Raw genomic sequence first — 14,922 nt, forward strand, 5'->3', positions numbered from 1 at the left:
TTGACAAAATCGACATTTTATGCAATGAGCATTTGATAGGCGAATAATTAACTATAATCCATCATCGATGTAATGTCATGAGACTTGGGTACGAATCAATTTATCAAGTCGGTGGTAGCCTTCATAGGGACTCACCGACCTATGTAGAGAGGGCGGCGGATAGGGAACTCTATCAAGCCTTGAAATCCGGGGAATTTTGCTATGTTCTCAATAGTCGCCAAATGGGTAAGTCGTCCCTGTTGGTGCGGACTTCCCATAGACTACAACAGGAGTCGCTGAAGTGTATCAGCTTAGATATGACTTGTATTGGTAGTGAAAATGTGACACCTTTACAGTGGTATAAAGGGATTTTAACATTTTTATGGACAGGTTTTAAGCTAACCAGTAAATTTCCGCTTAAAAGTTGGTGGAATGAACGAGAAGACCTATCCTTATTGCAGCGTTTAAGTCAATTTATTGAAGAGTTATTAAAACATTTACCCGACCAAAATCTGTTTATATTTGTGGATGAAATAGACAGTATTTTAAGTTTACCATTTCCGGTGGATGATTTTTTTGCTTTCATCCGTTATTGTTATAATGAAAGGGCTGTTAATCCCGAATATAATCGGATTACTTTTGCGATTTTTGGAGTGGCTACACCTTCGGATTTAATTAAAGATAAAAATCGCACGCCGTTTAATATTGGTAAAGCTATACAGTTATCAGGATTTACGTTAAAGGAAGCTGAACCCTTAATGACAGGTTTAATGATGCCGGGTAAAAATTCTCGTCGTCTGCTGAAGAGTATCTTAAATTGGACGAGAGGACAGCCTTTTTTAACTCAGAAAATTTGTAATATTTTATATATGGAGATATTGAAAGGAGGTAAACATAAGTTATGGAGGTATAAAACAGAGGAAAAGATAATCTCGAAAATTGTTCAAGATTACATTATTGATAATTGGGAATATCAAGATGAACCGGAACATTTAAGGACTATCTGTAATCGATTATTGCACAATCAAAAAAATCTGGCGAATTTGCTAAGTCTTTATCAGCAGATTTTAATAGGTATAATAATTGAGGCTGACGGTAGTTCAGAACAAACGGAATTAATCATGTCTGGCTTGGTGGTTAAGTACCACAATTGTTTGAGGTTGAAAAACAAGATTTATAAAAGCATTTTTAATCAGGGTTGGGTGGACAAAAAGTTAGGTAATTTACGACCCTATTCCCAAACTCTTGAAGCCTGGGTGCTTTCTGGTAAAACTGATGAGTCTCGACTGCTGCGAGGACAGGCTTTAGAAGATGCTCACAAATGGATGGTGGGTAAGGCTTTAAGTCCGGTAGATTATCAGTTTTTAAATGCTTCGGCTGAATTGGAACAACTCCAAGTTAGACAGCAACTAGAAATTGAGCGATCGCAAGCTATTGCTAACCAATTACAAGAACAGCAAAAGAGATTATTGCAGGAACGAAAAAATGCTAAAAAACAAAAAGTTTTCCTGGGTATTTTCGCTGTTGGCTTTGTGATAAATTCCTTGTTAGTATTTCAGACATTTAATTTGTATAGGAAGGCTTCAATCAATGAAAAACAAGCTAGAATTAACGAAATTGTGGCTATTATCAATTCTGCCAACACTTTATTCAGCCAAAATTATCACCTGGATGCTTTATTGTCGGCTTTAGCAGCACACCGAAAAATTGAAACTATCCAATCAGCTAATCCCGAAATTATTGAGAAAGTTAAAGACACGGTTAGCCGCGCATTTTTCCGCGCTGATGAGTTTAATCGTATTGTAGCCCATCAAAATATGATTTGGCGAGTTACGTTCTCTCCTGACGGTCAATATATCGCTACTAGCAGTAATGATAGAACTATTAGACTCTGGGATATAAGCGGTAATTTATTACGGGTTTTTGAGGGTCATGCAGGGGACATTTTTGATGTGGCTTTTTCGCCAGATGGTCAATTTTTAGCCTCAGCTAGTTTAGACAAAACGGCTAAAGTCTGGACTCTTGATGGTAATTTAGTTACTACCCTAAATCTCCATGAAAATGGTGTCAGAGCGATCGCTTTTTCTCCAGATGGTCAAACCATAGGAACAGCCAGTCAAGACAAAACAGCACAACTGTGGCGACGGGGTGACCAGGGATGGACTGATGCTTATCTTTACCTGACTTTAACAGGTCATGATGATGCTGTAGAGGCGATCGCTTTTTCTCCAGATGGTCAAAATATCGCCACCAGCAGCAAAGACCACACCGTGAAACTATGGGGAATAGATGGCAGTCTAGTTAATACCTTTAGGGGACACCAAAACCCCGTCTGGGATGTGGTATTCTCCCCTGATGGGAAAACTATCGTTTCCGGTAGCAATGACGGTACAGCCAAAGTGTGGGGACTTGATGGCAGTCTGATTACTACTTTACCCTCCCAGGAAGGTTGGGTTTGGTCTGTGGCTATTAGTCCTCCCGATAGCATTATCCGCCGTTTAGGTATCGCTTTTGCTACCGCTGATTTAGCTAATAATATTAAGCTGTGGGATATAGATGGTAATTTGTTATATACCCTAGAAGGTCATGAACAACAGGTCTGGAATGTTAGCTTTAGTCCTGATGGTAAAACTCTGGCTTCGGTAAGCAATGATAACAGTCTTCGACTCTGGAGTTTTGACCACCCTAGCCTGACGATTTTGAGGGGACATAATCGAGGTATTTTAGATGCGGTATTTTCTGAGGATGACAGTTTTGTGGTAACTGGTAGTGATGATAAAACTCTCAAAATTTGGCGACCTAATGGGGAGTTATTACAGACTATTCCTACTAGCGATGGGGGAGTTTTGTCGGTCAGTTTTGATTATCACAATCAGATTTTAGCTACTGGTAGCTATGACAATATTGTTCAACTGTGGCAAATTTCACCTGATGGAACCAACATAACTTTACTCAACACTTTAACTGAACATACTGGACCTGTTTGGTCGGTGGCTTTTAGTCCTAATGGTGAATTTCTGGTGAGTGGTGGTGGTGATGGCACTATCAAACTTTGGAATAAAGATGGAGTTTTGCAAAACAGTTGGTCTTCACAAGGACAGACTATCCGCACAGTTGCTATTAGCCGAGATAGTCAGTTAATTGCTTATGGTGGTAGTGGTGAAACGGTGCAAATTTGGGGAGTTGATGGTAGTCTTAAACGGGAACTAAGTCAATACCACACCGGAACTATATTAGGCTTAGATTTTTCTCCTGATGGTCGCTTTTTGGCTTCGGTAGCTGAGGATGATATGGTGAAAATTTGGGATGTTAATAGCAATTTAATTAACAGTTTTAAAACTTATCATAATGATATTGTATCTGATGTTAATTTTTCCCCAGATAGTAAAATACTGGCGACGGTGGGAACAGATGGAAGTGCGAAACTATGGACTGTTAGCGGTGAAAAATTGGCGGTTTTTAATGGTCATCGCACCCGTCAAACTAGGGTTTTGTCGGTGAGTTTTAGCAATGATGGTAAAAAGTTAATTTCTACTGATACTGATGGGGTGGCTATTCTATGGAATCTCGATAATTCTATTAATTATCAATCGGTGAAAAATTATGCTTGTGAATGGGTGCGCGATTACTTACCAATTAATCCCGATACTCCAAATGGCGATCGCCAAATTTGCCAAAATTAAATAGATTCTTTGGGACTCTCACCCACAGCCTTTAAACACCCCCAAAAAATAACTTTTACTAATAACTTCATCAAGATAGTTTTGATTTTCCAACTCATGTTAAGATTTAATACAATTTAATTGATAACTCCTCTGAAATACTTGACGACAGCATGGGGGTTTTGCTATACTCATATAAATTGCAATAAAGGCATTCTTGTGACTACACGCAAAAAAAAAGCTGGAAACCCTATATATATCGTGAAATATTAATATTTTTTGGTGAAATTTTTAAATTGCGATGCACGAGTTTTTGAGGATTTGGCTAGGGCAAAAAATTAGCATCTTGACAAAATAGGCGTTTGGTGAATCGGATGTTTTCTTTACCAAAATTTAAGATAGAGCTGTTGATGATTTGAGCCATTGTAAGAGTAATTGTAAGAGTCAGATAATTATCATAATTGGCTATAGATTTTTAACTATGATAACTGAATATCGGTCAATTTATCAAGTCGGGGGTAGTCTGCATACAGACTGTCCTAGCTATGTTAAGCGACAGGCAGACACAGACTTATATGAAGCCTTAAAACGGGGAGAGTTTGCTTATGTTCTCAACTCTCGTCAGATGGGAAAATCGTCTCTGTTAGTGCAAACCCGCCACCGTTTACAAGCAGAAGGAATACGTTGTGCGACCTTAGACATGACGGTTATTGGTAGTGAAGATGTCACCCCAATGCAGTGGTATAAGGGAATTTTTGTAGAACTTTGGCGCGGGTTTGGGTTATTAAAATCTATGCCATTTAAAATCTGGTGGCAAGAACAAGGCGAACTTTCATTGGTACAAAAATTAAATCAGTTTATAGTGGAAGTTTTACTGCCTACATTTAACCAGGATAAATTTTGCATTTTTGTTGATGAAATAGACACTATTTTAAGTTTGCCATTTCCGGTAGATGATTGGTTTGCCTTTATTCGATTTTGTTATAATCAACGGGCAACTGAACCAGCATATCAGCGGCTAAATTTTGCGATTTTTGGGGTAGCTAATCCCTCCGACTTAATTAGAGATCGCACCCGAACACCTTTTAATATTGGCACAGCGATCGCACTTTCGGGGTTTACCCTAGAGGAAGCGAAACCCCTACAACAGGGATTAAATGTTCCCGGTTTTAATGACCAAATTTTGCTGGAAGAAATTTTAAACTGGACGGGAGGACAGCCATTTTTAACTCAGAAGTTATGTTATCTGATTTATTCCCAACATTATTACGGTGTAACTTCCCCAAATCTTGCTGATATATTATCGGAAAAACAGTTGATCAAAGACTTGGTAATTGACCAGATAATCACCAATTGGGAGAAACAGGATGAACCGGAACATTTACGAACCATTAGAAATAGAATAATTAGCAATTCTCAAATCTCGTCAAGATTATTAGGGATTTATCAGAAAATACTCCTAGAGACAGAAATACCCTTTGATGGTAGTCGGGAAGAAACGGAGGTTTTGCTATCTGGATTAATTGAAAAATCCGGGAATATGTTAAAAGTAAAAAATCCGATTTATGAGCATATTTTTAATTTAGAATGGACTCAATTACAGCTAAATTTACTACGTCCCTATTCCCAAAACTTTGAGGCTTGGATAGCTTCTCATCAAACTGATGACTCTCGGCTTTTACGAGGTCAAGCGTTATTAGAAGCGCGGACTTGGGCGTTAGGTAAAAGTTTAAGTGATGGTGATTATAAATTTTTAGCAGCCTCGGAAAAATGCGATCGCGCCGCTATGCAACAGGCTTTAGAAGCGGAAAAATTAATCGCGGTAGAAGCGAGACTTTTAGAAGAATATAAAAACTCAAGACTACAGCGACGACTGTTAACGACGGTGGTTTTATCGTTATTCTTCTCCCTAGGATTAGCTGGTTTAGCTTACTCCCAATATCGTCGAGCGATCGCCAGCTACGAAATCACCAAAGTCCGAGAAATTGAAGCCCTAATTTCCGCCACAGAGGGTCAGTTTTTATCAAACAATAACCTGAATGCTTTAGTTAATGCTGTGCGGGCAAAAATCAGGCTAAAGGATGTCCAAAACGTAGAAGATCATCTCCTAAAAAAAGTCAATGCCGTTCTGAGTCAATCTGTTTATGGGATGAATGAATATAATAGTTTTGGTCGTCACCAAGACCGAGTTTGGGCTTTAAATTGGACGGAAGATGGGGAACAGATAGGAATTATTTCCCGCGCCAATTATCCCCATACTGACGGAAGGGAGGACATCGACAAAAATAATCAAGTTTTAATTTTTAATCGACGGGGTAAACTACTTAATATTATCGATAACTTTACCTATGAATTACGAACCCTTTCTTTTTTCCCAGACGGCTATATAGCCACAGGAGACAGCAATGGGGAAGTCAGAATTTGGTCAAATCAAGGTAAGTTGGTGTTCACGTTTTCCGCCCATGAGGAAGAAATATTGGATCTGATAATTTGGGGTCAAGACACCATAGCCACTACCAGCACTAAGGGTTCTATAAAACTTTGGCGCAGGGATGGGACTTTACTCAATGAATTTGTGGGTCATACTAAATCGCTGACAAAGATAGCCTTTTCTCCAGACGGTAACCGCCTAGCTTCTGCGAGTAATGATGGCAGAGTAAAACTGTGGGAAATAGGAGGGGAGTTAGTAGCTAGTTTTGAACATTCTCAACAAGCTGTGGAGGCTTTAGCTTTTTCTCCTGATGGTCAGTATATAGCGGCGGGAGGTCAGGATAGACAACTGAAATTATGGTCTATTAATGAAAGGTCTGCCATTGTACTCGGAGAACATCAGAATAGTATTAGAACTGTGGCTTTTTCTCCTGATGGTAATATAATTGCCTCTGGGAGTTGGGATAGAAGTATTCGTTTATGGAGTCCTGACGGTAGACACCTGCAAACTTTCGCTTCCCATACTGCGCCTATGACCCAACTTTCCTTTAGTCCTGATGGTGAAACTCTGGCTTCTGCTGACTTCCATGGGGAGGTTAAACTCTGGAAAGTTAAGAATCGGTTTTTTACTGTGCTATCAGGACATCAAGACAATGTGCGGGCGACAGTTTTCACTCCAGACCATCAGCAAGTTTTCTCTAGTAGTTGGGGTGGAGAGGTTTATCGGTGGGATATGCAGGGTAATTTACTGGGAAGCCTAGAAGGTCATGATCAGGGTGTAATTGGTCTGGCGGTTTCTCCTGATGGTGAAATTTTGGCGACGAGTAGCTGGGATGAAAGTATTCGCCTCTGGAATATGGAGGGAGAGTTATTAAAGGTTATTAATAATGCTCATTCTATGGGGGGAAATCAACTAGCTTTTTCGCCAAATGGTGAGGTTATAGCCTCGGTGGGAAATGATAATAAGGTGAAGTTGTGGAGTCGAGTGGGGGAGTTTCTACGGGAGTGGGAATATTCGGAATCCATTACGGGAATTGCCTTTAGTCCTGATGGTAAAATGGTGGTTACAGGTAGCGAGGATACGGAAGTCAGAGTTGTATATATAGACGGGTCTGGGACGCGGTTAATTGGTAATCATCAGGGTAGTGTTTGGGGGGTGGCTTTTAGTCCCCAGGGTGATATGATTGCTTCTGCTAGTACAGATAACACGCTCAGATTATGGTTTTTAGATGGTAGAGAACCGATAGTTTTGCATCATCAGGGGACTGTTGATAAGGTGGCTTTTTCACCAGATGGTCAGATGATTGCTTCGGCTAGTTGGGATGGCACTATTCAACTTTGGACTAATGAAGGGGTGAAAATAAGAACTTTGATCCGACATCAAGGGTCGGTGCGGACTGTGGCTTTTAGTAATGATGGAAAATGGATGATTTCTGGGGGAGATGATAATCAAGTCATTATCTGGAATTTGGCTGAGATTATGAATTTAGATGAGTTGAGTTATGCTTGTTATGTCATCCAAGATTACCTGGATTATTACCCGGAATTAAAGGATGAGGAAAGAAATTTGTGCGATCGCATTAATTAAAGTTTATTAATTAAAGTTTGATGAAAGTTTAACCTAGCCCCTAAAATTGGGGCTATTTAGCTATTCTTCTGGCAGATCCCAATCAGCGATCGCCTCCCATCCTTTTCCGCGCCGCACCAACACAGGATCATCAGCACTTAAATCAATAATTGTGGAAACTTGATAATCCAAATCAGCGCCATCATCAACAATAATATCAACCAAATTCTCCAAAGCATCAAAAAGCTGAACCTTATCATACTCTTGGGGAATTTTTTTAATTAAGGCGGAGGGTTCATCTTCTTCTTTAATATGTGCAGAAGTGGAAATTACTGGGTTTCCCAGAGATTCCAAAATAGCTAAACACACGGGATGATCAGGAACCCTAATTCCGGTAGTTTTGCGCTTAGGTGACATCACCAATTTCGGCACCAGTTTAGTGGCGGGAAGTACAAAAGTATAACTCCCCGGAATCAATCTTTTGATGGTGCGATAGGCGGCATCAGTAACTATGGCATAATCGGCAATATTAGATAAGGATGAACAGAGAAAGGTGAGAGGTTTATCATTGGAAATCTGCTTAATTTGTCGCACCTTTTGCACGGCAGATTTAACGGTGAGGTCGCAACCGATCGCATAAACGGTATCGGTAGGGTAAAGCATGACTGCCCCACGCTTGAGGGCATCCTTAATTTGTTCAATGGTGCGTTTTTGGGGATTTTGGGGATGAATTTCGTACAGAGTAGCCATATAATAAAGTCCATGAACTAGAATAATGATCGAACCATTAAAAGTTTAAAGTCAGAATGACGATCCGATCATGCCCAATTTTTGAGTAAAATAACTTTAAACTCAAATCGATATCACTCAAACCAGACGGCGGAAAATGATCAATATAGCCTACCTTCAATGTCCCACTGGAATAGCTGGGGATATGTGCCTCGCAGCGTTAGTTCATGCCGGGGTTCCCCTGGAGTATCTCACGACACAGCTAGAAAGGCTGGGAATGGCTGAAGAATATCGGCTATGGGCTGAAAAGGTAACTCGCCAGGGTCAACAAGCCACGAAGGTTCATGTAGACCTGACCAGCCACGATCATCACACTCGCCACCTACCAGACATTGAAGCCATTATCAAGGCGGCAAAACTTCCCCCAAGGGCAGCAAACATGAGTTTAGCGGTATTCCGCAAGCTGGCGGAGGCGGAAGGGGCGGTTCATGGTATTGACCCGGAAAAAGTACATTTTCACGAAGTGGGGGCGACAGATGCGATCGTGGATATTGTCGGAACCTGTTTGGGGTTGGACTGGCTAAAAATCGATCGCCTCTATTGTTCTGCTTTTCCGGTAGGTGGTGGCACATTCCGGGCAGCCCATGGAATTTTACCAGTACCTGCCCCTGCTGTTCTGAAACTCTGGGAAATGCGTAGTGTTCCAGTTTATAGCAATGGCATTGAACGAGAATTAGTTACCCCAACGGGGGCGGCGATCGCTGTAACTTTGGCTACAGAATTCGGACCGCCACCGCCGATGATTCTGAAACGGGTGGGACTGGGGGCGGGTTCGTCAAATTTTCCCATCCCTAATATTCTCCGCCTCTGGTTAGGGGAAACTGAGGATACAGATAAACCCAAGGCGGAAAGTCATGGTTTGGCGGGGACTTTCCATAATCATGATGAGGAAATGGTGGCAGTATTAGAAACTCAAATTGATGACCTTAGCCCCCAAGCGATCGCCTATGCTTCTCAGGCTTTATTATCGGCGGGGGCGGTGGATGTTTTTGTGCAACCTGTGACCATGAAAAAGTCTCGCCTCGGAATATTATTAACTGTGATTTGTCACCCGGAAGCTGTGGATACTTGCCGGAATATTCTCTTTGCCGAAACTACTACTTTAGGGATTCGTCAAAGTTGGCAATGTCGCACTATTCTTGACCGCGAATTACAGACGGTTGACACTGAATATGGTTTAGTCAGAATTAAGGTGGCTTTTTCAGGCGATCGCGTTATTAATGTGCATCCTGAATATGAGGACTGCGCTACCCTCGCCCAACAGCATCAAATCCCCTGGCTAGATATTCATCAAAACGCCTTACAACATTGGCAGTTAATACAACAAAAATTATCATAAAAGAAACCCCAGAATCAAAGAAACCCGGTTTCTCTGTATATAGGAAATCAACCCTAAAATCAAAGAAACCCGGTTTCTCTGAAGAAACCGGGTTTCTATGTGTATAGGAAAGAAACCGGGTCTCTATGTATATAGGAAAGAAACCCCAGAATCAAAGAAACCCGGTTTCTCTGAAGAAACCGGGTTTCTCTGTGTATAGGAAAGAAACCGGGTTTCTGTAACTCGGTTTTTTTTAGGAAGTTGTTAACAGTTGTTTTAAATAAAATCCGGTGTAGGAATGGGGGTTATTAGCAATATCTTCGGGTGTTCCGGTGGCGACAATTTGACCACCGCGATCGCCTCCTTCTGGTCCCAAGTCCACCACCCAATCAGCACAACGAATCACATCTAAATTATGTTCAATGACCATAATAGAATTACCCTTATCAACCAACCTTTGTAAAACATTCAATAACTGATGAACATCATAAAAAGATAATCCCGTAGTTGGTTCATCAATTAAATACAGAGTTTTACCAGTAGCGCGTTTTGACAATTCGGAAGCCAATTTAACCCGTTGTGCTTCTCCCCCAGAAAGGGTAGGCGCAGGTTGTCCTAACTGAATATAACCCAAACCGACATCAACCAAAGTTTGCAGCCGAGTGGTAGCGCGGGGGATATTTTCAAAAACCTTTAAAGCCTCGTCAGCGGTCATATTCAAGACATCAGCGATAGAATAGCCCTTATATTTAACCTGGAGAGTTTCCCGGTTATATCGTGCGCCTTTACATACCTCACATTGCACATAAACATCAGGAAGAAAATTCATTTCAATCACATTTACCCCCTGTCCGCCGCAGGCTTCACAGCGTCCGCCTTTAACATTAAAAGAAAACTGTCCTGGCTTATATCCCCTAGCTTTCGCCTCAATGGTTTCTGCAAACAGTCCTCGGATAATATCAAATACTCCCGTATAGGTAGCGGGGTTAGATCGCGGAGTGCGTCCTATGGGAGATTGATCAATGACAATGACCTTATCCAAAGCATCTAATCCCTGAATTTTATCTAATTTTTTAGGAAAGGCAATTTTCCCGTAAAAATGATGTTGGAGGGCGGGATATAATAACTCATTAATTAAGGTAGATTTACCGGAACCTGATACCCCAGTAATACAGACTAATTTACCGAGGGGTAATTCGACATCGATATTTTGCAGATTATTACAATGGGCGTTTTTGAGAAATAGCGATCGCCCATTTCCGGGACGGCGGCTGGGGGGAGTTTCAATTTTTTTGCGTCCAGAAAGATAAGCACCCGTGAGGGATTTTTGAGTAGTTAATAAAGTTTTTAAATCCCCTTGGGCGACAATTTCTCCGCCATTAACTCCCGCCCCAGGACCGATATCAACCAACCAATCAGCGGCGCGGATAGTTTCCTCGTCATGTTCAACTACAATCAAGGTATTGCCTAAATCTCGCAACTTGATTAAGGTATTTAATAGTCTGCCATTATCCCGTTGATGTAAGCCAATACTAGGTTCATCTAAGACATATAAAACACCGGTTAAACCCGCGCCAATTTGAGTAGCCAATCGAATCCTTTGGGCTTCTCCGCCGGACAAGGTAGAAGCGGATCTAGCGAGGGTTAAATAATCCAAACCGACATCTATCAAAAACTGTAATCTTGCCTTAATTTCGCGTAAGACTAAATCCCCGATTTGGGCTTGGCGATCGCTCAATTGTAGCTGATTAATTTTATCCAAACAATCCCGAATGGAAACCTCGGTTAAATCTGCTATATTATACTGTCCCAAATAGACAGATAGCGCCTCTGGCTTCAATCGTTTACCGTGACAGACTTCGCAGGGTTGGTCAACCAAATAAGGGGCTAATTTCTGCTTTTGTGCTTCGGAACCTGTCTCCTCATATTGTCGGAGTAACATGGGAATTGCACCGAGATAGGGGCGGTAATAACTGCGATTTTCTCGGTAGCGGGAATCAGTTTCTATTAAAATGGGTTCATCACTCCCATAAAGAATAATATGCTGTTGTTCGGGTGTCAGTTTTTTCCAGGGGGTAGAAATCTCAAAATCGAAGGCTTGGGCGACACTATGAAGTAGGGATAAATAAAAGGAATTGTCCTTGTCTGACCAAGGGGCGATCGCATTATAAACAGGTTGTGAAGGGTCAGGAATAATCAATTCTGGGGAAAAAGTCCGCCAGTGTCCCAAACCATGACAAGCGGGACAAGCGCCATAGGGAGAATTAAAAGAAAATAGGCGGGGTGAAAGTTCTTCCATAACCGCCCCATGTTCAGGACAAGCAAAGTTTTCGGAAAATACCAATTGTTGCGGTTTGGGGAATTGTTCTTCTGGTGATATACTGAGGTTATCCAAAATCTGAATAATAGCAACACCTTCCCCATGGCGTAAACAGGTAGTTAGGGAATCAACTAAACGTTCCTGTAACCCCGGTTTCACAATAAGTCTATCAATGACAATTTCAATATCATGGACATGATTTTTGTCTAAGTCTATATGGTCAGACAATTCGAGAATTTCCCCATCAATTTTGACCCGGACAAAACCTGAAGATGCTAAACTAGATAAGAGTTTGCGATGAGTGCCTTTTTTCCCTCGGACAACAGGCGCAAGAATAAGGAATTTAGTGCCTTCAGGAAGTGCCATAACTTGATCGCACATTTGGTCAATAGTTTGGGGGGCAATATGGCGATCGCATATAGGACAATGAGGGGAACCCGCCCGACCAAATAATAAACGTAAATAATCATAAATTTCGGTAACTGTTCCCACGGTAGACCGAGGGTTATGGGAGGTGGATTTTTGGTCAATAGAAATAGCGGGACTCAACCCCTCGATCGCATCAACATCGGGCTTATCTAATTGTCCTAAAAATTGTCTCGCATAGGCACTAAGGGACTCGACATAACGCCGTTGTCCTTCAGCAAAAATGGTATCAAAAGCTAGGCTAGATTTCCCAGAACCTGAAACGCCAGTAAATACAATCAGGCGATCGCGGGGAAGTTCCAGATTGAGATTTTTCAGGTTATGCTGTCTCGCCCCGATAATTCTAATAGTGTTCAGACTAGCCGGGGATATGGTAGATTGGAGATCGGAAAATTTCGCAGGTTTAGCCATTAGGTTAAGGTAGGATAATCAATAATCAGAGAAGTGATAATTTGAGGGCTAGGAACTTATCTATGGTTAGAAGTATTGAGGTAGACTATCGATTTCCCCCGGGAATAGATCCAGAACGTCAAGGGAAAGTAATCGCCATTGGACAAACAGCGGGAACTTGGGATGCACGTTTTCAGCACCGGGAAGAGGTGATGCGATCGCATTTAGGAGAGGTGATCAATATCCAAACAGATGATCAAAAATATAGCATTGTTACCGTTGCTTTTCCAGAGGCTAACGTAGAAAACGATATCCCCAGCCTACTAACCATGATTTTTGGCAAATATTCCATGGCGGGTAGTGGAAAGGTAATTGCTGTCCGGCTGGGGGAAAATTACGGGAAACGCCCCAAACTAGGAATTACAGGAATTCGCGATCGCCTAGCAGTCCCCAACCGACCCCTAATTATGGCGATTTTCAAACCCGCCTTGGGGTTGTCCGCCGCCGACCACGCGGATATTTTGGAACAGGTGGCCTTTGCCGGATTAGACCTAATTAAAGATGATGAAATCCTCCCAGACTTGCCCACAGCGCCCACTCTCGAACGCTTAAAGGCCTGTCGGACCGTGTTAGATAGGGTGAGAAGCGAAACGGGTCGCAACGTCCTCTATGCGGTAAATATCACCGGTTCTGCGATCGCCCTGATCGAAAAAGCCAGGACCCTAGTTAAGGCCGGCGCAAATGCCCTATTATTAAATGTTTTAACCTACGGATTTTCGGTATTGGAGGCGATCGCCACTGACCCGGAAATCAATGTTCCGATTTTTGTGCATCCTGCCTTTGCTGGTAGCCTCTGTGCATCACCGGATCACGGTTTGGCTTATTCTGTGGTTTTGGGGACTCTCATGGCCCATGCGGGGGCGGATGCGGTTTTATATCCCGCCCATTATGGTAGTTTACCTTTTGACCCCACCGAAGAAGCCAAAATTCGGGATACTTTGCGATCGCGTAATGTTTTCCCAGTCCCTTCTGCTGGTATCCATGCGGGGATTATTCCCCAGGTATTAGCTGACTATGGCAATGATGTTATTCTCAATGCCGGAACTGGTATCATGGATCATCCAGACGGTCCCGCCACTGGTGTGAAAACCTTTACAGAATTAATAGTTAATAATTGATAATTAATAATTGACAATGAATACAGACCCCCGTGAATCTTTAATGGAAGCATCTCGCCAATTTTATCAGCTAGGATGGATGGCTGGGACCGCTGGCAATTTGTCCGCTAGGGTTGAAGATGGCAGTTTTTGGATTACTGCTAGTGGTAAACAAAAGGGGAAATTGGTAGCTGATGATTTTGTGCGAGTGAGTCTCACGGGGGAATTGTTGGAAACGCCCAATCCTGAGAATAAACCCTCAGCGGAAACCAGTATCCATCAGGCGATTTATTCCTGTTTTGCTGAGGCTAGAGCCTGCTATCATGTCCATTCCGTGGAAGCGAAATTAGTGACTAATTTGGTGGAAGGGGAAAAATTGCCTTTACCTCCGATTGAGATGTTAAAAGGTTTGGGGGTGTGGGAGGAAAATCCCCAGGTGTTTATGCCAGTTTTTCACAACCATTTACAGGTTCCCAAAATCGCTCAGGAAATAAGCGATCGCTTTCACCGAGAGACCCCCCAAGTCCCGGCTTTGTTAATTCGTAATCATGGCGTGACTGTCTGGGCTAATTCCGCCGCCGAAGCCGAAAATCATGTAGAATTAGCCGAATATATTTTCAGATATATTGTAGCAGCCCGTCAGGTAGGCATCAAGTTTTAAAATCCGAGTATTTGGGAGGCAAATAATCGGGGTAATTATCAGCAAATCAAGAACCGATCAAGAGAAAGCGCGATCGCCATTTGTGAAGTACCCCACCCCGCCACCAATCCCATTTTACCCTGAGAAACCTAATTTCTGCCATACTTGACCATGGCCAGCTATTTCCTGAGTCAAGTTAGCCTGGAACTGCCCTAAATCCCAAATCTTTGATAAGATACCCCCA

7 protein-coding genes are annotated in these 14,922 nt (G+C 42.1%); 5 read left to right on the forward strand and 2 right to left on the reverse strand.

Translation table 11 applies throughout. From position 1 onward, the window contains the following. Positions 1-77 precede the first annotated feature (77 nt). Both HFV01_RS23160 and HFV01_RS23165 read left to right on the forward strand, forming a co-directional pair. A complete protein-coding gene (locus tag HFV01_RS23160) occupies positions 78-3,662 on the forward strand; it encodes an AAA-like domain-containing protein (RefSeq protein WP_006621562.1) in 3,585 nt (1,194 codons plus the stop codon). Positions 3,663-4,122: 460 nt separating this feature from the next. Next, on the forward strand, positions 4,123-7,659 hold the full coding sequence (locus HFV01_RS23165; protein ID WP_006667868.1) for a WD40 domain-containing protein: 3,537 nt from the start codon (positions 4,123-4,125) through the stop codon (positions 7,657-7,659). A gap of 60 nt (positions 7,660-7,719) precedes the next feature. On the opposite strand, the gene HFV01_RS23170 is transcribed toward HFV01_RS23165, so the two are convergent. Next, the gene (locus HFV01_RS23170) at positions 7,720-8,388 is read right to left on the reverse strand and encodes an L-threonylcarbamoyladenylate synthase (protein WP_193520418.1); all 669 of its coding nucleotides are present in this window, start codon (positions 8,386-8,388) and stop codon (positions 7,720-7,722) included. Positions 8,389-8,524: 136 nt separating this feature from the next. Between HFV01_RS23170 and larC the strand changes: the two genes are divergently transcribed. Beyond that, complete coding sequence (larC, locus tag HFV01_RS23175) at positions 8,525-9,766, forward strand: nickel pincer cofactor biosynthesis protein LarC (protein ID WP_046320228.1); 1,242 nt, start codon at positions 8,525-8,527, stop codon at positions 9,764-9,766. Positions 9,767-9,998: 232 nt separating this feature from the next. On the opposite strand, the gene uvrA is transcribed toward larC, so the two are convergent. Next, complete coding sequence (uvrA, locus tag HFV01_RS23180; protein WP_193520419.1) at positions 9,999-12,902, reverse strand: excinuclease ABC subunit UvrA; 2,904 nt, start codon at positions 12,900-12,902, stop codon at positions 9,999-10,001. Positions 12,903-12,964: 62 nt separating this feature from the next. On the opposite strand from uvrA, the gene HFV01_RS23185 reads away from it, so the two are divergent. Together HFV01_RS23185 and mtnB are read left to right on the forward strand one after the other, a co-directional pair. Continuing rightward, positions 12,965-14,059 carry a RuBisCO large subunit C-terminal-like domain-containing protein gene (locus HFV01_RS23185; protein WP_006621569.1) on the forward strand — a complete coding sequence of 365 codons (1,095 nt, stop codon included), beginning with the start codon at positions 12,965-12,967 and terminating at the stop codon, positions 14,057-14,059. Between the two features lie 16 nt (positions 14,060-14,075). Further along, positions 14,076-14,699: a methylthioribulose 1-phosphate dehydratase gene (mtnB, locus tag HFV01_RS23190; RefSeq protein WP_006667871.1), complete on the forward strand. Its 624-nt coding sequence runs from the start codon at positions 14,076-14,078 to the stop codon at positions 14,697-14,699. Positions 14,700-14,922: the final 223 nt, after the last annotated feature.

Origin of the sequence: Limnospira fusiformis SAG 85.79, assembly GCF_012516315.1 — a bacterium.
Lineage (GTDB): Bacteria > Cyanobacteriota > Cyanobacteriia > Cyanobacteriales > Microcoleaceae > Limnospira > Limnospira fusiformis.